General features: G+C 39.9%; 21 protein-coding genes. 12 read left to right on the top strand and 9 right to left on the bottom strand.

The window, feature by feature from the left end; translation table 11 throughout:
• Positions 1-48: 48 nt before the first annotated feature.
• Positions 49-1,356: an NAD(P)/FAD-dependent oxidoreductase gene (locus E4661_RS13155; protein WP_136468031.1), complete on the top strand. Its 1,308-nt coding sequence runs from the start codon at positions 49-51 to the stop codon at positions 1,354-1,356.
• 20 nt (positions 1,357-1,376) lie between these two features.
• On the opposite strand, the gene xerD is transcribed toward E4661_RS13155, so the two are convergent.
• On the bottom strand, positions 1,377-2,273 hold the full coding sequence (gene xerD / locus E4661_RS13160; protein WP_136467919.1) for a site-specific tyrosine recombinase XerD: 897 nt from the start codon (positions 2,271-2,273) through the stop codon (positions 1,377-1,379).
• A 154-nt stretch (positions 2,274-2,427) separates the two neighbouring features.
• Here xerD and E4661_RS13165 point away from each other — a divergent pair, with 154 nt between their 5' ends.
• The 3 genes from E4661_RS13165 (at position 2,428) to E4661_RS13175 (ending at position 4,664) form a co-directional block, all read left to right on the top strand.
• A complete protein-coding gene (locus tag E4661_RS13165) occupies positions 2,428-2,943 on the top strand; it encodes a hypothetical protein (protein ID WP_136467920.1) in 516 nt (171 codons plus the stop codon).
• A gap of 87 nt (positions 2,944-3,030) precedes the next feature.
• Positions 3,031-3,441 carry a type II 3-dehydroquinate dehydratase gene (aroQ, locus tag E4661_RS13170; RefSeq protein WP_136467921.1) on the top strand — a complete coding sequence of 137 codons (411 nt, stop codon included), beginning with the start codon at positions 3,031-3,033 and terminating at the stop codon, positions 3,439-3,441.
• A gap of 65 nt (positions 3,442-3,506) precedes the next feature.
• Positions 3,507-4,664 carry a PQQ-dependent sugar dehydrogenase gene (locus tag E4661_RS13175; protein ID WP_136467922.1) on the top strand — a complete coding sequence of 386 codons (1,158 nt, stop codon included), beginning with the start codon at positions 3,507-3,509 and terminating at the stop codon, positions 4,662-4,664.
• Here E4661_RS13175 and E4661_RS13180 read toward each other — a convergent pair.
• From E4661_RS13180 to E4661_RS19575, 7 genes are all read right to left on the bottom strand, one after another.
• Entirely contained in the window at positions 4,661-4,945 is a 285-nt protein-coding gene (locus tag E4661_RS13180; RefSeq protein ID WP_136467923.1) for a DUF3817 domain-containing protein, read from the bottom strand. The two genes, E4661_RS13175 and E4661_RS13180, sit on opposite strands and share 4 nt — an antisense overlap.
• A 4-nt stretch (positions 4,946-4,949) precedes the next feature.
• Positions 4,950-6,341 (bottom strand): dihydrolipoyl dehydrogenase, encoded by a 1,392-nt coding sequence (gene lpdA / locus E4661_RS13185; protein ID WP_136467924.1) that lies wholly within the window; start codon positions 6,339-6,341, stop codon positions 4,950-4,952.
• A gap of 99 nt (positions 6,342-6,440) precedes the next feature.
• Positions 6,441-6,977: a DUF1572 family protein gene (locus E4661_RS13190; RefSeq protein WP_136467925.1), complete on the bottom strand. Its 537-nt coding sequence runs from the start codon at positions 6,975-6,977 to the stop codon at positions 6,441-6,443.
• Positions 6,974-7,381 carry a peptide-methionine (R)-S-oxide reductase MsrB gene (msrB, locus tag E4661_RS13195; RefSeq protein ID WP_136467926.1) on the bottom strand — a complete coding sequence of 136 codons (408 nt, stop codon included), beginning with the start codon at positions 7,379-7,381 and terminating at the stop codon, positions 6,974-6,976. Before msrB (E4661_RS13195) ends, E4661_RS13190 begins: the two co-directional genes overlap by 4 nt.
• Before the next feature lie 12 nt (positions 7,382-7,393).
• Complete coding sequence (msrB, locus tag E4661_RS13200) at positions 7,394-7,900, bottom strand: peptide-methionine (R)-S-oxide reductase MsrB (RefSeq protein WP_136467927.1); 507 nt, start codon at positions 7,898-7,900, stop codon at positions 7,394-7,396.
• Between the two features lie 113 nt (positions 7,901-8,013).
• Positions 8,014-8,340: a hypothetical protein gene (locus E4661_RS19455; RefSeq protein WP_240751481.1), complete on the bottom strand. Its 327-nt coding sequence runs from the start codon at positions 8,338-8,340 to the stop codon at positions 8,014-8,016.
• A 120-nt stretch (positions 8,341-8,460) separates the two neighbouring features.
• Positions 8,461-8,583 carry a hypothetical protein gene (locus tag E4661_RS19575; protein WP_262709924.1) on the bottom strand — a complete coding sequence of 41 codons (123 nt, stop codon included), beginning with the start codon at positions 8,581-8,583 and terminating at the stop codon, positions 8,461-8,463.
• A gap of 151 nt (positions 8,584-8,734) precedes the next feature.
• Here E4661_RS19575 and glgB point away from each other — a divergent pair, with 151 nt between their 5' ends.
• The 6 genes from glgB (at position 8,735) to E4661_RS13235 (ending at position 15,900) form a co-directional block, all read left to right on the top strand.
• Positions 8,735-10,630: a 1,4-alpha-glucan branching protein GlgB gene (glgB, locus tag E4661_RS13210; RefSeq protein WP_136467928.1), complete on the top strand. Its 1,896-nt coding sequence runs from the start codon at positions 8,735-8,737 to the stop codon at positions 10,628-10,630.
• Positions 10,631-10,724: 94 nt separating this feature from the next.
• Complete coding sequence (locus tag E4661_RS13215; protein ID WP_136467929.1) at positions 10,725-13,124, top strand: glycoside hydrolase family 31 protein; 2,400 nt, start codon at positions 10,725-10,727, stop codon at positions 13,122-13,124.
• A gap of 39 nt (positions 13,125-13,163) precedes the next feature.
• Positions 13,164-13,973, top strand: coding sequence for a M48 family metallopeptidase (locus E4661_RS13220; RefSeq protein ID WP_136467930.1), 810 nt, complete (start codon positions 13,164-13,166; stop codon positions 13,971-13,973).
• A gap of 81 nt (positions 13,974-14,054) precedes the next feature.
• Positions 14,055-15,383 carry an MFS transporter gene (locus E4661_RS13225; RefSeq protein WP_136467931.1) on the top strand — a complete coding sequence of 443 codons (1,329 nt, stop codon included), beginning with the start codon at positions 14,055-14,057 and terminating at the stop codon, positions 15,381-15,383.
• 26 nt (positions 15,384-15,409) lie between these two features.
• Positions 15,410-15,589: a hypothetical protein gene (locus E4661_RS13230; RefSeq protein WP_136467932.1), complete on the top strand. Its 180-nt coding sequence runs from the start codon at positions 15,410-15,412 to the stop codon at positions 15,587-15,589.
• Between the two features lie 41 nt (positions 15,590-15,630).
• Positions 15,631-15,900 (top strand): hypothetical protein, encoded by a 270-nt coding sequence (locus E4661_RS13235; RefSeq protein ID WP_136467933.1) that lies wholly within the window; start codon positions 15,631-15,633, stop codon positions 15,898-15,900.
• A 47-nt stretch (positions 15,901-15,947) separates the two neighbouring features.
• On the opposite strand, the gene E4661_RS13240 is transcribed toward E4661_RS13235, so the two are convergent.
• Positions 15,948-16,793 carry a DUF4349 domain-containing protein gene (locus E4661_RS13240; protein ID WP_136467934.1) on the bottom strand — a complete coding sequence of 282 codons (846 nt, stop codon included), beginning with the start codon at positions 16,791-16,793 and terminating at the stop codon, positions 15,948-15,950.
• Positions 16,794-16,956: 163 nt separating this feature from the next.
• Here E4661_RS13240 and E4661_RS13245 point away from each other — a divergent pair, with 163 nt between their 5' ends.
• Positions 16,957-17,817 carry a hypothetical protein gene (locus tag E4661_RS13245; RefSeq protein WP_136467935.1) on the top strand — a complete coding sequence of 287 codons (861 nt, stop codon included), beginning with the start codon at positions 16,957-16,959 and terminating at the stop codon, positions 17,815-17,817.
• Complete coding sequence (locus tag E4661_RS13250) at positions 17,814-18,272, top strand: hypothetical protein (protein WP_136467936.1); 459 nt, start codon at positions 17,814-17,816, stop codon at positions 18,270-18,272. The genes E4661_RS13245 and E4661_RS13250 overlap by 4 nt, the downstream gene beginning before the upstream one ends.
• Positions 18,273-18,300 lie beyond the last annotated feature (28 nt).

The following is an 18,300-nucleotide window of genomic DNA, read 5'->3' on the forward strand; positions in this document are numbered from 1 at the left end:
ACCAGTATTTCCAAGCATGGAATGCGTAAATTTGTATAGATGTCAAGTATGAATATTCCACAGTCGAGCCTGCCCAGAATCGTTATTATCGGAGGGGGGTTCGGGGGCATTGCCCTAGCTAAAAAATTATCCAAAAAAGAGGTTCAGGTAGTGTTATTGGACAAGCACAATTACCATACATTTCAGCCACTTTTATATCAAGTTTCTACGGGAGGATTGGAGCCCGATTCCATCGCTTATCCCATTCGAAAGGTATTACAAGGATATCCACATTTTTATTTTCGCTTGGCGGAAGTATTTCAGGTTATTACGGATAACCGAAAGGTGGAAACCAATATAGGCAGTATCGCTTACGATTATTTGGTGGTTGCAACGGGTTCTAAAACCAATTTCTTCGGAAATAAAAATATCGAAGAAAATGGAATGGCCATGAAGACCGTTCCACAATCTTTGAACCTAAGAAGTCTAATTTTGGAAAATTTTGAGCAGGCATTGCTTACAGATGACCTGCATGAACGTGACGCCTTGATGAATTTTGTGATTGTTGGGGGTGGTCCCACGGGTGTGGAATTGGCCGGCGCTTTAGCGGAAATAAAGAAAGGAATTTTACCAAAGGACTATCCTGATTTGGATACACGAAGAGCTCAAATCAATTTGGTTCAAGGTGGTGACAGGATTCTTCCAGCGATGAGCGAGATAGCTTCTAGCAAGGCCGAACGGTTTTTGGAGAAGCTGGGGGTAAATGTTTGGAAAAATGTAAGGGTCACGGATTATGATGGCAAACATGTAGCCACGGATCAAGATTTAGTTTTTGAGTCTGCAACCCTGGTGTGGGCCGCTGGAGTACAGGCAGCGGGAATAAAAGGACTCGATGCAAAAGAGTTACTTTGTAGGGGGAATAGATTAAAAGTAAACCGCTATAATCAGGTAGAGGGGTTTGAAGAAATTTTTGCCATTGGTGATATAGCGCACATGGAAACAGAAGCTTTTCCCAATGGACATCCTATGATGGCCCAACCCGCAATTCAACAAGGAGAAAAATTAGGAGAAAACCTTATAAGACTTATTGAGAACAAGCCTTTGAAAGCTTTTGTTTACAGGGATAAAGGAAACATGGCCACTGTGGGTCGTAACAAGGCGGTATGTGACCTTCCGAGATTCAAGTTTCAAGGCGTTTTTGCATGGTTTGTATGGATGTTTGTACATCTCTACTTTTTGATTGGTTTTAGAAATAGGGTAGTGGTCTTCATCAATTGGGTCTATAATTATATCCGTTTTGATCGTGAGGCGAGGCTTATCATCAGGCCTTTTAAAAAGCAAGATAAAGTTTCAAAAGAGGCTGAGACGGTTACTTAGCTTAAATTCTGAAAATTCCCTTATTTTCTTGGATGGAATGCACTTAAAATATCTGCTAAATGTTGGCGGTTCACATGCATATAGATTTCGGTGGTAGTAATGCTAGAATGACCCAACATTTGTTGAATGGCCCTCAAGTCCGCTCCATTCTCCAAAAGATGCGTAGCAAATGAATGTCTAAATGTGTGAGGACTAATATTCTTTTTCAAGTCGATTTCTTCAGCAAGGCGTTTAATAATGGTAAATATCATGGCCCTAGTGAGTTGCTTGCCTCTTCTGTTCAAAAAAAGAAAATCTTGGTGTTCTTTTTCAACCTTTAAGTGCACTCTAATTTCGCTTCTATAAATATTGATGTATTTTTTATTTATTGAGCTTATGGGCACAAATCTTTGTTTATTGCCTTTACCGGTGACATTGATGAACCCTTCATCAAAGAACAGGTCAGAAAGTTTTAGATTAATAAGTTCCGACACCCTCAGACCACAACCGTAGAGGGTTTCCAAAATAGCCCTGTTTCTTTCCCCTTCTGGTTTTGAGAGGTCTATGGCACCAATGAGTTTGTTGATTTCATCGGTAGAAAGTGTATCGGGTAGTTTTCTTCCAATTTTTGGACTTTCAATAAGATCCATAGGATTGTCCACGCGGTAATCTTCAAATACCAAATAATTAAAAAAACCTTTCAATGACGAAATAATTCTAGCTTGGGATCTAGGATTGACAAGCTTTGCAATATCGTAAATGAATTTTTGAACGGTCTCCTGTGTAATTTGAATTGGAGAATCCGAAATTTCATAAGATTCAAGATAATTTATCAGTTTCTGAAGATCTTGCGAATAGCCCAATACGGAATTATCTGAGAGGCCTCGTTCAATCTTCAAATAATGCTGGTAATCTTGTAAGGATTGATTCCAATTCATTTGCTAAAAATAGAAACAAAAATGAGTATTGGAAATGACAGAATATAGATTGGTTAACAAAACGACACAAGTTTTCGCCTCATAGTGTTTAGACAACTTCTGATACTTTTTTTGATTAGGTTACGTTTTAACAGTCTAAAAACCTTATCCAACCATGAAAAAACTAATTGCCACAGGTATTTTTTTGATTCTAATGACTTTTGTTACCCAAGCGCAAGTGGACAGAAGCAATTTTAAAGCAGGTTTAAATGCAGGTATCCCTGTCGGAGATGCCGCCGATGTCTCCAGTTTTAGTATTGGGTTTGATGCAAATTACCACTGGGGAGTTTCTGAGTTATTGGATGTAGGTCTGGCCACTGGGTTTATCAACGCTTTTGGTGATACCCAGGAAGCATCTGTAGGTAACATTACTGTTCAAAGTGAGTTTGAAGACTTTCAGTTTGTGCCATTGGCAGCTTCCGTACGCATTTATCCCACCTATCATTTTAAGTTTGGAGGCGATGCCGGCTATGCTGTTGGTATTAGCGAGGGTATGGACGGTGGATTATATTACCGACCTTCGGTGGGCTACAATATAACGGGTAACACAGAACTCAATGTTTCGTATATGGTGGTAGAAGATAATATCTCCTTTTCTATTGCGACAATCGGCATTTTGTTTTTGTTCTAATTTATCAAAAACGACAAATAAAAAGTTACAGGACAGTAAAAAGGGCGGATTTCTCCGTCCTTTCCTTTTTGTTGTATTTTTGCTGTCATGAAAATAATGATCATCAACGGTCCCAATTTGAACTTATTGGGTAAACGAGAACCAGAAATTTACGGGAATGCTACTTTTGAAGACTACTTTAATCAACTTCAAAAAAAATTTCCCGACCTGCATTTGGAATATTTTCAATCCAATATTGAAGGGGAATTGATAGATAAGCTTCAAGAAGTGGGTTTTGATTATGATGGTATTGTTTTAAATGCGGCCTCCTATACGCACACCTCAGTGGGATTGGGAGATGCTGTAAAGGCCATTAACACTCCTGTAGTGGAAGTACACATTTCCAATACCCATAAGCGTGAAGATTTCAGGCATGTTTCTTATATTTCTTCGGGAGCAAAGGGTGTCATCCTTGGATTTGGTCTTCAAAGCTATGATTTGGCCATTCGGAGCTTTTAGAGAATCCTTTAACAACCAATAAGGGATTATTTTTCGTATCTTTTATAACCCCAATGTCATTGGATATGAAAAAGTTAACCCCATCTCTCATTACCATTCTATTACTTTTTTTGGCTTGCGGAAGTGATGATAACTCATCGGACGACACCTCCGGAATTACGTATTCTCTCTCTAATGCGTTTCCAAACCTGGCATTTTCTAGACCTTTGGATTTTCAAAGCCCATTGGATGGGAGTGACCGAATTTTTATAGCTGAGCAAGGCGGAACCATCAAGGTTTTTCAAAATGATGAAAACACAACCAGTTCAGAAACATTCCTAGATATCAGCACCAAAATCAATACCAATGCGAATGAGCAGGGATTATTGGGTTTGGTGTTCCATCCTGATTTTGATTCAAACGGATATTTTTACGTTAATTATACGCCAAATGCGGGTTTATCAGTGACCTCACGTTTTCAAGTTTCTTCTGGCAATCCGAATATGGCCGACCCAAACTCTGAGCTTGTTTTACTGGAAATTCCACAACCTTTCACCAACCACAATGGAGGGCAATTGGCTTTTGGACCAGATGGATATCTTTACATTGCTTCGGGTGATGGTGGTTCGGGAGGTGACCCTGACAATAATGCCCAAGACCTTTCCAATTTGTTGGGTGCGGTGTTGCGTATAGACGTAAATACGACCTCTAATGGATTGAATTATGCAATTCCACGAAGTAACCCATTTTTGGGACTGGATAATATGCGTGGGGAAATTTATGCCTATGGATTGCGAAACCCTTGGCGAATGAGTTTTGATCCACAAACCAACAATCTTTGGTCTGGGGATGTAGGACAAGATGAGAGAGAGGAAGTAAACATCGTCAGTGCTGGCGGTAATTATGGATGGAAACGGTTCGAAGGTACCTTTTGCTTTTCGGGTGACTGTGATGACTCGGGGTTAGTTGAACCTATTTTTGAATATGCCCACAATGGAAATGATCAATCTATTACTGGTGGTTATGTCTATCGCGGTAATCAAACACCATCTTTAAGAGATAAATACATTTATGCTGATTTTGTAGATGGGCGTATTTGGGCATTAGAGTCTGATACTGGTAGTCCAGATAATCAACTTCTACTGAATTCAAACCTAAACATTTCCTCTTTTGGAGTAGATAATGATAATGAACTCTACATCTGCGCCTTTGACGGTTCAATATATAAACTCGTTGAAGACTAAATCGTAGCGTTTTTTAAGTATTTCTTATCTGCATAAAATGTTCCGAACGGCAACAGTGACGCTATGAACAGGATAATAAACCGTTTAATGCTCCATTTGTTTTCCCAACAAAATACGAGGGCAATAACTACATAAGCGATGAATAGTACCCCATGGATGTAACCAATAATTTTATTGGGCTCAAAGATACCTGCCCAATATTTTAGAGGCATTGTGAAACCAAATAGGAGGAGATAAGATATCCCCTCCAAAATGGCTGTTAATCTAAATAATTTTAGCATACGGCTATAGATGGATTACTTCATCGTAGGCATCGGCTACAGCTTCCATTACCGCCTCACTCATAGTTGGGTGGGGGTGCACTGCCTTCAAGATTTCATGCCCAGTAGTCTCCAGCTTTCGTGCTACAACCGCTTCGGCGATCATATCGGTAACCCCGACACCAATCATATGGCAACCTAGCCACTCTCCGTACTTAGAATCGAAAATTACCTTAACAAAACCGTCGGGAGTTCCAGCTGCCTTTGCTTTTCCACTAGCTGAAAACGGAAATTTACCAACCTTGATGTCATAGCCTTGTTCTTTAGCCTGCTTTTCGGTCAATCCTACAGAAGCAACTTCAGGGATACAGTAGGTACATCCAGGAATATTTCCATAATCAAGTGCTTCTACATGCATTCCTGCTATTTTTTCAACACAAAGAATTCCTTCCGCAGAAGCAACGTGCGCCAATGCCTGTCCAGGTGTAACATCACCGATGGCATAATATCCCGGAATATTGGTTTGATAATAATCATTGACCAAAATTTTGTCTCTGTCAACTGCGATGCCAACGTCTTCCAATCCGATGTTTTCAATATTGGTTTTAATGCCTACAGCAGAAAGAACAACATCAGCTTCGAGAATTTCCTCTCCCTTTGAGGTTTTTATAGTAGCTTTTACGCCGTCGCCTGATGTGTCTACATGGGTTACCTCAGCAGAAGTTTTAATTTTTATTCCAGCTTTTTTAAAGCTTCTTTCCAATTGTTTGGATACATCTTGGTCCTCAACTGGTACAATATTTGGGAGATATTCCACAACTGTGACCTCTGTTCCCATTGAGTTATAGAAATATGCAAATTCCACTCCAATGGCACCACTACCAACAACAATCATTTTCTTGGGCTGCTTGTCCAGGGACATGGCTTCACGGTAACCGATAACTTTTTTGCCGTCTTGTTGAAGACTTGGCAATTCACGACTTCTCGCTCCGGTTGCGATTATGATGTGATTGGCTGAATATTCTGCGGTATCGCCATGCTCACCTTTGACCAATATTTTTTTACCAGGTTGTATTTTTCCAAAACCGTTGAGGACTTCGATTTTGTTTTTCTTCATCAAAAATTGAATACCCTTGCTCATGCCATCGGCAACACCTCGACTTCTTTTGACCACGGCATCAAAATCATGCTCCACTTTTTTGGCGTTCAAACCATAATCTTCGGCATGTTTCAGATATTCAAAAACCTGAGCGGACTTTAACAATGCTTTTGTTGGAATACAGCCCCAATTAAGACATACACCTCCCAAACTTTCCTTTTCCACAACGGCTGTTTTGAATCCGAGTTGCGCAGCTCTGATTGCTGTTACATATCCTCCAGGACCACTACCCAAAACAATTACATCGAAGTTGCTCATTAGTTTTTGATTTTAGTTGTTAAAAATGAAGTGCAAAAATACGCAATTCGAAAACCATTTACCAAGACTTGACTTTACGGAATTGTGAACGGGAAGAAATCAGGAATTGGAATTGCCGAACATCCTTTTGTTAAAAGCCTCTGAGCCTCCTTTCGGTATGGATAGAGAAACCCAATCGGCACCTTTAATCATACGTCCCACGAAGGCAATTTGGCCAACATGGCTTGCATAATGGGCCAATTGTCGGTTAACCGCTTCAGCAATGGTATGATGCTCAGATCTTATCCTGATTTTGGTATCGAAATTTGAGGAATCGATACTTTTTAAAGCATCAAAAAGGCATTTCCAGCCCTTTTCCCAAGCCTGGAGCATTTCGGTTTTGGATGAGTAATCACCTTCAAACTCCATTTCTCGATTACGCCACGATTTTTCACCATCCTCTGTTAAGAAATTGGTCCATCTGCTTAGCATATTTCCAACCATATGCTTCACAATGATTGAGATGGAATTGTCCGTTTCTTTGTATTTCCAAAGAATGTCCTCATCGGAAAGCTGTGCAAAGGTTTTATCTCCCATGTTTTTATACCGTTGGAATTCAAAAATGGCACTTTTAAGGTAGTTTTCTGGGAAGCTCATTCTTCCTCCGGATTAAAACCAATACTGATTGAATTTATACAATACCGTTGTCCTGTAGTTTCCATTGGGCCGTCGTTAAACACATGACCTAAATGACTACCACAGTTGGCACAGACCGTTTCTGTACGAATCATGCCATGCGAAGTGTCACGAATGTATTCAATAGCTCCTTCAACAGCTTGATCAAAGGAAGGCCAACCGCAGCCACTTTCGAATTTGTGGTCACTTTTGAACAGTTTTGCATTACAAGCCTTACAGTGATAATCCCCATTTTTAAAATGAAGGTTAAACTCACCCGTATGCGGTCTTTCGGTTCCTTTTCGACGTAGCACGTAATATTCTTCCGGGGAAAGTTCAGCTTTCCATTCGGCTTCAGTTTTTTCTATATCGTATTTCTTGTCCATCAAATGATTGGATTATTTGGAGTCAGGAATAAAATCTAAGGCGATACCATTAATGCAGTGTCTTTTACCTGTAGTTCTTCGAGGACCATCATCAAAAACATGGCCCAAGTGCCCTCCACAAGTGGCACAATGTTCCTCGGTTCTTTTATAACCTATGTCATAGTCCACATCGTAGGCAACATTACCCTCTATTTCAAGGTCAAAACTGGGCCAACCTGTTCCTGACCTGTACTTATTCTCGCTACGGAACAAAGGTGTGGCACAACCTGCACAGACGTAGGTTCCTTTATCTTTGTTCTCAAGTAATTCACTGGTAAATGGCCTTTCGGTGGCAGCTTTCCTAAGGACATAATATTCGTCTTCGGTCAATTCTGCTCTCCACTCTGCATCTGTTTTAGTGACTTCATAAACAACCTCTTCCTTGTTTTTTGTTTCCTCCATTTGGTTTTGGTTCTTCTGCGAAATGCCTTTACATCCAGAAAAAATCAAAACAACAATCCAAAACAATTTTTTTCCCATTTTATTGATTTTTTTTAAATAGACGCTTTTTTCGGGAGAGCCTTTCAAATATAGCGCTAAAAAAATCCTGCCGGAGTTCGACAGGATTTTAAGTTAGCAATTTTTTGAAGGATTTAATCTAAGCTTACTTTTTTGACTTGTTCTTCTTTAATGCCCAGGGCGGCCATTACATTAGAGATATTGGATTTGTCCATTCTTGAACCATTGGCGAACTCACTGGGAACAAACACAATCCTAAAGGATTGGTTATCAGTGAAGTCTGTGCTTAGGGCAGATAGGTCAAAATTTCCATCAATAAAGAGTTCCGCATCCACAAAGGTATGGGCAAATACATATTGGATGGTTCCTTCTGGTAAGAAGAAACTTTGGGGAATTTGGCTCCAGGTATCGGCAGTGCTACCATCAGACAATTCAATGCTGCCATCATATCGATATACCAAAACTGCATCTGATTCAAATACCTCAAAATCGGTTATGTCACTAAAGGTAATTAGAGTGTTAAAAACATTTCCGTCGACATCATAGTCAAAATTAACACCATCAACCTCTACAACTTGTCCCTAAATCCCATCTGCTCCAGGTGCTCCAGGGTCACCATCAAAACCGGGAGGACCTTCTGGACCTTCACAGGATATAACGAATATGGCAAGGAAAACTCCAATTATAGTACTGAATTTATTCATGATTTTTGATTTTTGATTTGCATTCATTTCACTTGTTTTTCCATTAAAATCAAAAAGCGTTCCATAATTTTTACCGATTTGATAATCCAGAGGTGTAAAAACCCGATTCTTGGATAAAAGGTGCTAATATTGTAGCATTAAAAGCCTGATTATGTCCAAAGTAGTTTCGCACAGCTTTTTTACCGACTTTGATATAGATTTATTTAAATCGGGAAAACATTTTAGACTTTACGAGAAATTAGGTTCACATCTTACCGAAGTGGAAGGTGAGAAAGGGACTTATTTTGCGGTTTGGGCCCCTTCGGCCCAATCGGTTTCGGTCATTGGTGATTTTAACCATTGGAACGCAGACAAGCATCAGTTGATGGTAAGGTGGGATGGCAGTGGCATATGGGAAGGATTTATTCCTGGCGTGGATAAAGGAACTAAGTATAAATACAGAATCCATTCGCACCATAATGATGTTTGGACAGAGAAAGCGGATCCCTTTGCCCGATATTGTGAGCAGCCGCCAAATACAGCCTCTTTAGTATGGGACACTTCGTATCAATGGAAGGATAAAAAATGGATGGACACCAGGGAAGATAAAAATGCGCTGAACAGGCCATATTCCGTTTACGAGGTGCATTTGGGTTCTTGGCGTAGAAAGAATGATAATAACTACCTGTCCTACGTGGACCTCGCCGATGAGCTTGTGGAATACGTCTCCGAAATGGGTTTTACCCATGTAGAGTTTATGCCCGTGATGGAGTACCCGTATGATCCTTCTTGGGGATATCAGCTTACCGGATACTTTGCACCAACTTCACGTTTTGGGAAACCAGAGGATTTTAAATTATTGGTGGATAAATTACATCAAAAGGGGATTGGGGTGATTTTGGACTGGGTTCCGTCCCATTTTCCAGAGGATGCCCATGGACTTGGCTTTTTTGATGGGTCGTACTTATATGAGCACCCCGATAGAAGAAGAGGGTACCATCCGGACTGGAAGAGTCTTATTTTTAATTACGGAAGAAACGAGGTTCGGGCTTTTTTAATCAGCAATGCTGTGTTTTGGTTAGATCAATTCCATGTTGACGGGCTTCGTGTAGATGCGGTAGCTTCTATGTTGTATTTGGATTATTCTAGGGAAGATGGGGAATGGGAGCCTAACATCTATGGTAACAATGAAAATTTGGAAGCCATGTCGTTTCTGCGTGAAATGAACCAAGAAGTTTACGGAAGTTTCAAGGGAGTACAGACCATTGCTGAGGAATCGACTGCTTTCTCAGGAGTTTCCAAACCGGTACATTTAGGGGGACTGGGTTTTGGAATGAAATGGATGATGGGATGGATGCACGATACCTTGGAATTTTTCAAAAAGGAACCGATCCATAGATCGTACGACCTTAATATGATCAGCTTCAGTCTTACCTATGCGTTCACGGAGAACTTTATGTTGCCCTTTTCCCATGATGAGGTGGTCTACGGAAAACAATCGTTATTATATAGGATGCCAGGCGATGAATGGCAACGTTTTGCCAACTTAAGGTTATTGTTCGGCTATATGTTCACCCATCCAGGAGCCAATTTGCTGTTTATGGGGGGAGAGTTTGGACAATCTTCAGAATGGAATTTCCAACAGAGCTTGGATTGGCACCTGACACAATATGATTTCCATTCCGGGATTCAGGAAGTAATCAAGGACTTAAATAAGGTCTATAAAAGTAATCCAGCACTCTATGAGAAACAATTTAGTCAAGAGGGCTTTCAATGGATTGAATACAATGATCAAGAAAATTCAGTAATAACTTATATCAGAAAAGGAAACGACCCCAAAGACGATTTGATCGTGGCCTGTAATTTTACTCCAGTGCCAAGAGAAAATTATCGAGTGGGAGTACCCAAGAATACACAATTGAAATTGGTTTTTAACAGTGATGATTCAAAATATTCCGGCAGCGGTACGGGTAAAAAGAGTATGAAGCCTTCCAAAACTGTCTGGAACGGCTTTGAGCAATCGGTTTTAATGACCTTGCCACCATTGGGCGTTGTGGTTTACCGTTAAGTGGTTAATTACAACGTTGTAGTAAGGTTGTTATGAACATCTCTTTAATTTGTCGTACTAAAGTCTTTCTTTTGTCAACCTTAATTAGCCAAATATGATTACCAATACTGAAATTGAAAAAAGAGGCAATCAGTACCCCAACCATATAACAGACTTTAAACAGGAAAAGGATAAACTCTATTTTACCACCCAGAACGGTGTGGTTTTACAAATAACCATCTTAAGGAACAGCACCATCCGGTTTCGGTATGCCACAGATTATGCTTTTGAACCTGACTTTTCATATGCCATCAGTGAAGATGTAAACCTGGGCTATAACGAGCTTGAGGTAAAGGAGGAGAGTTCCGAGTACATTATTTATACCACCAAGGTCAAGATTCATGTGAATAAATCCAACTTAAAAATCAGAATTGAAAACCTTGAAGAAGTGGTTTTGTTGGATGATGAATTGGGCTTTCATTGGGAAGAGAATTTTGCATACGGAGGCAATGTAGTGAAAATGAGCAAAGTGTGCCATACCGGCGAGAGTTATTACGGTATGGGTGATAAAGCTTCACATACCAACTTAAAGGGCAAACGTGTAAACAATTGGGTAACGGATTCCTATGCCTATGGAAAGGATCAAGAACCATTGTACAAGGCCATTCCATTTTATGTAGGGCTCAAGGAATCCTTGGCTTACGGTATTTTCTTTGACAATTCGTTCGGCACTTATTTTGATTTTGCCAATGAAAAACGAAATGTGACCAGTTTTTGGGCCGACGGTGGGGAAATGAACTATTATTTCTTCTACGGTCCAAAAATGGCAAAAGTGGTCGAAGCATATACAGATTTGACTGGAGTTCCAGAATTACCACCCTTATGGGCCCTGGGCTTCCACCAATCTAAATGGAGCTACTATCCAGAGAAAAAGGTAAAAGATATTGCGTCGAGCTTCAGAAAGTTAAAAATACCCTGTGATGCCATCTATTTGGATATTGATTATATGGATGGGTTTAGATGCTTTACCTGGGATAAAAAGCACTTTCCTGACCCAAAAAGAATGATTCAAGAGCTTGAGGAAGACGGTTTTAAGACCATTACCATGATAGACCCTGGAATCAAGATTGATAGGGACTATTGGGTGTACCAAGAAGCTATGGAAAATGGATATTTCTGTCGAAGAGCAGATGGTCCGCATTTCAAAGGGAAGGTTTGGCCCGGGGAATGCAAGTTTCCTGATTTTACAGACCCTAAGGTTCGAGAATGGTGGGGACAACTATACAAAGAAATGATAGCTGACCTAGGAGTCCATGGCGTTTGGAACGATATGAACGAACCTGCTGTAATGGAAGTTCCCACTAAAACAGCAAACTTGGATGTCAGACACGATTATGACGGCAATCCCTGTAGTCATAGGAAGGCACACAATGTTTATGGAATGCAAATGGTTAGGGCCACCTACGAAGGAGTCAAGAGCTTTATGTTCCCTAAAAGGCCTTTTGTGTTGACTAGAGCTGCATACTCTGGAACTCAGAGATATTGCGCCACTTGGACAGGTGACAATGTTGCCACCTGGGAACACCTTTGGATTGCTAACGTACAGATGCAACGTATGTGCATGAGTGGGTATTCCTTTGTAGGGTCGGATATTGGAGGTTTTGCCGAACAACCCAATGGTGAGCTATTTGCCCGTTGGATTCAATTGGCAATTTTTCACCCGTTTTGTAGGGTGCACTCCAGTGGTGATCACGGAGACCAAGAACCTTGGTCTTTTGGCGACGAGATCACCGATATTTTTAGAAAATATATAGAGCTGAGGTACCAATTGTTGCCCTATCTCTATACAATGTTCTATAAATATATCAAGGAAGGGTTACCTATGCTTCAATCTTTGGTATTTTATGATCAAGAAGATACCCAAACACACTTTAGAACCGATGAGTTTTTATTTGGTGAGCAAATATTGGTTTGTCCCGTACAAGAACCCAATGCCCAAGGCCGACGCATGTATTTCCCTAAGGGAAAATGGTACAATTACTGGACTGAGGAAGTTGTAGATGGAGGAACGGAGAAATGGGTTTCTGCAGGAATACACCTGATTCCTTTATTTATAAAGGAAGGAGCCATGATTCCAAAATACCCGGTTCAGCAATATGTCGGCGAAAAAGAAATCACGGAACTGCAAATAGATGTTTATTATACCGAAGGAATTGAGAATTCCATTGTATATGAGGACCAACAGGACGGCTATGACTATAAAAAAGGACGCTACAGTTTAAGAAAGTTCAGACTTCGTGGAAAAGAAAATGAATTGATCATACAACAGTTCAAGGACGGGAATTTTATTACCTCGTATGAAACCTTTAAACTTACTTTCCATGGGTTGCCATTTACTATCGGAACCGTTGAGGTGGATAATGAAAAAGTGAACCTTAAGGACATCAAACTAAACGGAAACAATAGTATTACCGTCAGTAAGGATTTTACAGAACTTCACATTATCGGAAAATAATTTTTCGTAATTTCCGTGTACTAAACACTATTAACAATTATGAAGAAGTTTATTATCACAGCTGTGGTCTTTATGGCCGTAACGGCATGTAAGACAAATCCGTTCACCGGTAAAAGTACGCTCAATTTTTACCCCAATAGCCAGATTTTCCCTATGGCCTTTGCTCAGTATGACCAGTTTTTGAATGAGAACAAGGTGATTGAGGGAACAGCAGACGCCAAAATGATTGCCAAAGTAGGACAGCGAATTGCTACAGCGGCTGAGCGTTGGTTGGACGCCAACGGTTACCCAGGGTATTTAAAAGATTATAAATGGGAATACAATCTGGTCAATGATGAGACTGTAAACGCATGGTGTATGCCTGGCGGTAAGATTGTTTTTTACACGGGCATTTTACCAATTACGCAGACCGAAACAGGCGTGGCAGTTGTTATGGGGCACGAAGTGGCACACGCCTTGGCAGATCATGGAGCTCAACGTATGAGTGCCGGAACGCTGCAACAAATAGGAGCTGTTGCAGGAAATGTTGCCATAAAGGACCCTCAAAAACGAAATACTTTCAATCAAGCCTACGGATTGGGATCAACGGTAGGGGTGATGCTACCTTTTAGCCGCGGTCACGAGACAGAAGCTGATAGAATCGGATTGCAGATAATGGCCATTGCGGGGTACAATCCGGACGAAGCTGCCGATTTATGGCGAAGAATGAAAGCCAAGGCGGGAGGACAAGCTCCTCCGGAGTTTTTGAGTACGCATCCTTCAAATGACACAAGAATAAACAATCTGACCGCATGGGCACCAGCAGCCAAACAAGAAGCTGCAAAATATGGAGTAACCTCTTTTAAGTAACAAATTGACGAAATTGAACATAAACCACTGCCTACACTCTCAAATCGGGAATGTGGGCAGTGGTTTTTTATGCAATAAACTATGGCACGAACACTTGCGCTAAAAGGAAGTAAAAAACTGTTAAATGCCTGGGCATTTTACGATTGGGCGAACTCTGTATACAGCTTAGTCATTTCCTCGGCTATTTTTCCCATATTTTATGGTGCTTTATTTCGGGTTGCTGAGATTGAAAAAGTAACCATTTTTGGAGGTGAGATTGCTCGTGCTCCTCTAATCAGTTATGTGACTTCTCTGGCATTTGTTTTTATCGCCATTGTTACACCGCTGGTTTCGGGGATTGCAGATTACATCGGAAATAAGAGAGTTTTCCTGAAGTTTTTCTGCTATTTAGGTGCATTCTCATGTATTGGACTGTATTGGTTTTCCTTGGAGAATATCTATTTAGGGCTAATATGTTACTTCTTTGGTCTGGTTGGCTTTTGGGTAAGCTTTGCCATCAACAATTCCTATTTGCCAGACATTGCGTTTCCTGAACAACAGGATGGGATTAGCGCCAAGGGATTTTCGCTGGGTTATGTGGGCAGTGTGATACTTTTGGTTTTTAATCTGGCTATGGTAATGCAGCCTGCTATGTTCGGAATCACCGATGGGGGAGGCGAAGTGGCAGAAATCAAGGCTATGAAGTATTCGTTTATCTCTGTTGGGATTTGGTGGATTTTGTTCAGTCAATATACTTTCATACATCTTCCCAAAGGATATAAAAGAGAAGGTGAGCGTACCAATATTGTTCTCAACGGGTTTAAGGAACTAAAAAGTGTTTGGAGGCAGTTGGGGACCGAAACCCGACTAAAGCGCTATTTGGGTGCGTTTTTTGTATATAGCATGGCAGTTCAAACAATTATGCTGATAGCCACATATTTTGGTGAAGAAGAAATAGGTTGGGGTTCAGATAGCGAAAGAACTACAGGGTTGATTATTAGTATATTGGTCATCCAGGTTGTTGCAATTTTGGGAGCTACGGTAACGGCAATGGCTTCAAAAGCATTTGGTAACATCAGAACCTTGGTTGTCATCAATATTATTTGGGTGCTCGTTTGTGTTTACGCCTATTTTTTGCAAACTCCGATGGATTTTTACATCGCAGCTGGAATTGTAGGTATTGTAATGGGTGGCATCCAAGCTTTATCCCGCTCCACTTACTCTAAGTTTTTACCCGAGACGACCGATACTACTTCTTTCTTTAGTTTTTACGATGTGGCGGAAAAAATAGGGATTGTAATAGGGACTTTTTTGTATGGAGCTGTGGCCCAGTTAACTGGGAGTATGCGGAACAGTACTATCTTTTTGGGACTGTTCTTTTTGATAGGAGTCTTGCTGTTGTTAAGGGTTAACAAGAAATCAAATAAATAGGTATAGAAAACATTGGATTTAAGCGAATGAAGCACACTTTAGTCGTATCCGTTTTAATTTTATTGCTCTTCTTGTCATGCGCAAACAAAGAGGAGTTGGATATTGCTCCAATAGTTAAGGAATATTTTGAAACGTATAGTGGGCGGAAGGATTTCAAGAAATTGATATCGTTTTATGATGACGACATAATCTTGGAGGATATTTAAATGCTGATAAGATTACCGGCAAAAAAGCACTAATCGAGTTTTTGGATTGGAACAATCCTAATTTTCAGAAAATTGAAAAAGATGCGTTGGTCATATACGATCAGATTATCGATAAAAACAAAGTTGTAACTAGAGGATACTTCACGGAGTTCCTATGGGATGGAGCCAGGTTTGAAGCTATGCATTTTATTACGATTTTAACTTTCAATAATTCTGGTAAAATAATCAAGCAGATAGATTGGATAAACTATCCATCAAACCTTATCGATTATGAAAAAAGGCGAAACTCCAATGAATGGATTAAACAATAAACCCCCGACCTATGGTTGGGGGTTCTTCGGTTTTGAGCGGTTCAGTACTATTTCTTAGCTCTTCTTTGCTTATATAGAACGAATATTACAATGCCCACAAGTAGAATAGGCCAGATATATACAATGGCTAAAATTGTATTTTCCACAAAGTGCCACCCAAATATGATACCCTCTTTACCGCGTGACCAGAAACTTTTTTCATAGGCATTCGGTTCTTCTTTATAATTTACTGTCTCGTAAAGGTCAATTTGAATGGTGCTGTAGGAGATTTTATTGGTTAAGTATTTCAACCTTCCTTGAGAGACTTCTATCTCTTCCTGTATTACTTGTAGCTTTCCCTCTGCTGCCAGTATATCCTCAACCGTTTTGGCCTTCTCCCGGAGAACAGTTTCATACCTGTTTTTTACCTCGAGTTTAGTTTTCAAGCGTGTTTTTACATCGATGAACTCCTCGGTTACATCTTTGGTGGTGATATTTTCATAGTCAACGAAATCTGCGACTTTTACAATCGAGTCCATTACATTATCAAAATAGGCTTGGGGGATTTTAAGCGTGAATCTGTTTTCCAGACTATGGAGATTGTTTTCAAACCGCATATCGGAAATGTAGCCTTCATATTTATGGGCAATTTGTTTTATGAGTCCTGTTGCCTTTTTAACATGCTTCACCTTGTACCTTACCTGTGCGGATTTAATAATTTTTAAATGCGCGGGTTGTGATGATGTTGTATCGGAAGTATTGGTATTGGATACAACTTCAAAATCCTTGCTGATATCAACCGATTCGGCCACGGCATTTTCCTGATAGCTTTGATTCCCGCAGGAGGAGATGTATCCAAATCCAATAAGTAGTATTGAAAATTTAAGCAATCGTTTAGTGACTTTTGTTTTCATTGTGTTTATTTTTAGATATTGAATCAAATCTATTGACCTCAGGTTCTTGGGGTTTGTAGCGAGCTTGTAAAACAATTGTATTATATCTGTAAATGATATAATTGACTCTAAATCAATCAATTATATATAATTGACATCGGACGACAGGTTTTATTTCAACCTTTTGAAAAAAGAGGTAGTAGCTTCTTTTGCAGAGGAACACCGGGTTTCATCCAACATTCAGCATTGGAAGGGAAACGAAATAGCCTTGTTTCAGGAAGATTTATTTGCCAAGGTTAAGGCAAGTGTGAGTGAAAAATGGTTTTACACTTACTTTAAAAATGAAGCCGGCAAACTACCACGGATTGATATGCTCAATCTATTGAGCATGTACCTTGGACACAAAAACTGGCATGTTTTCAAAAAAAGTCATAACAGCTCGGGCACATCCACAAATAAGCGCGTAAAAAACATATATATTCTGTTAGCGGGTGTTTTGGTACTGGGTGTATTTTGGTTGTTCTGGGAAAAGGAAAATGAATTTACCTTCTGTTTTGTGGATCAGCTAACAGATCGAGCAATTGTTCAAACACCTTTAGATATTAAAATTCTTCAGGAAAAGGAGTCGCCATTAGTCCTTAAAACAGATAATTTAGGGTGTTTTCGGTATAAAACCACTGCGGACCACATAACTTTTATCATAAAATCTCCATTTTATAAAACAGATACTATAACGAGGTATATCAATACCAAATCCAATGAAGCTATAAAAGTAGCCAGTGATGATTACGCCCTGATGCTTAATTTTTATACCTCAGGCAATGTAAAGGATTGGAAGAAGCATAGAAGACAGCTTGATGATTTAATATCCGAACAAGCGGTAATTTATCAGCTATATAATGCTAGTATTGGGGTTGAGGTATATACCAAGGAGGATTTTATCCAAATGCTTACGATTCCAACAACTTCTTTAAAGAAAATCCAAATTTTGGATAAGCGTATAGTTGATGAGAAGATCGTGAAACTAAAATTTATGGTGAAATGAGGAAGGCGATAATGTATTTTGCAATGGTTTTGCTGCTCTCATGTGCGGGTGAAGTTAGAGCGCCGATGAATGACATGGTGGATTACGAGGAGGTGGTCCGACAAATTTCTATTGAAGAATTGGCATTGCAAAAACTCAAAGACCATATTGAATTATTTAAAATTAAAGATGATTATCCAGAATTTGGGGATAGTTTATCTCTATCCGCTGACTCATTAGCCCATGAGGGTTTTTTTAATTCCAAAACTATTTTGGATTTGAGTGAGGTAATTGTTGAGCAGATAGGAGAGAAAGAGAAGGTCTCGGATTCTTTGGAACGAGTCAAGTTTCTTGTAAATGTAGGGTCAGGTGATGGCGTTTTAAAGGATTCGGTCGTGGTTTACATTAAAACTTCTGAAATTTTTATAGATGGAAAGCCCATAGTGTCAAGGGACTTTATCTTCAAAAGAGATTAAATAAAAGCCCTCGACCTTGGTCGAGGGC

The organism is Flagellimonas onchidii (assembly GCF_004804315.1).
GTDB lineage: Bacteria > Bacteroidota > Bacteroidia > Flavobacteriales > Flavobacteriaceae > Flagellimonas > Flagellimonas onchidii.

Bases quoted from the DNA above. Each gene is read 5' to 3' on its own strand.
- lpdA (WP_136467924.1), bottom strand. From the start codon at position 6,341: ATGAGCAACTTCGATGTAATTGTTTTGGGTAGTGGTCCTGGAGGATAT.
- E4661_RS13155 (WP_136468031.1), top strand. From the start codon at position 49: ATGAATATTCCACAGTCGAGCCTGCCCAGAATCGTTATTATCGGAGGG.
- E4661_RS19575 (WP_262709924.1), bottom strand. From the start codon at position 8,583: ATGAATAAATTCAGTACTATAATTGGAGTTTTCCTTGCCATATTCGTT.
- E4661_RS13240 (WP_136467934.1), bottom strand. From the start codon at position 16,793: ATGAAAACAAAAGTCACTAAACGATTGCTTAAATTTTCAATACTACTT.
- glgB (WP_136467928.1), top strand. From the start codon at position 8,735: ATGTCCAAAGTAGTTTCGCACAGCTTTTTTACCGACTTTGATATAGAT.
- E4661_RS13215 (WP_136467929.1), top strand. From the start codon at position 10,725: ATGATTACCAATACTGAAATTGAAAAAAGAGGCAATCAGTACCCCAAC.
- E4661_RS13225 (WP_136467931.1), top strand. From the start codon at position 14,055: ATGGCACGAACACTTGCGCTAAAAGGAAGTAAAAAACTGTTAAATGCC.
- aroQ (WP_136467921.1), top strand. From the start codon at position 3,031: ATGAAAATAATGATCATCAACGGTCCCAATTTGAACTTATTGGGTAAA.
- xerD (WP_136467919.1), bottom strand. From the start codon at position 2,273: ATGAATTGGAATCAATCCTTACAAGATTACCAGCATTATTTGAAGATT.
- msrB (WP_136467926.1), bottom strand. From the start codon at position 7,381: ATGGACAAGAAATACGATATAGAAAAAACTGAAGCCGAATGGAAAGCT.
- E4661_RS13250 (WP_136467936.1), top strand. From the start codon at position 17,814: ATGAGGAAGGCGATAATGTATTTTGCAATGGTTTTGCTGCTCTCATGT.
- E4661_RS13165 (WP_136467920.1), top strand. From the start codon at position 2,428: ATGAAAAAACTAATTGCCACAGGTATTTTTTTGATTCTAATGACTTTT.
- E4661_RS13175 (WP_136467922.1), top strand. From the start codon at position 3,507: ATGAAAAAGTTAACCCCATCTCTCATTACCATTCTATTACTTTTTTTG.
- E4661_RS13230 (WP_136467932.1), top strand. From the start codon at position 15,410: ATGAAGCACACTTTAGTCGTATCCGTTTTAATTTTATTGCTCTTCTTG.
- E4661_RS13220 (WP_136467930.1), top strand. From the start codon at position 13,164: ATGAAGAAGTTTATTATCACAGCTGTGGTCTTTATGGCCGTAACGGCA.
- E4661_RS13180 (WP_136467923.1), bottom strand. From the start codon at position 4,945: ATGCTAAAATTATTTAGATTAACAGCCATTTTGGAGGGGATATCTTAT.
- E4661_RS13190 (WP_136467925.1), bottom strand. From the start codon at position 6,977: ATGAGCTTCCCAGAAAACTACCTTAAAAGTGCCATTTTTGAATTCCAA.
- msrB (WP_136467927.1), bottom strand. From the start codon at position 7,900: ATGGGAAAAAAATTGTTTTGGATTGTTGTTTTGATTTTTTCTGGATGT.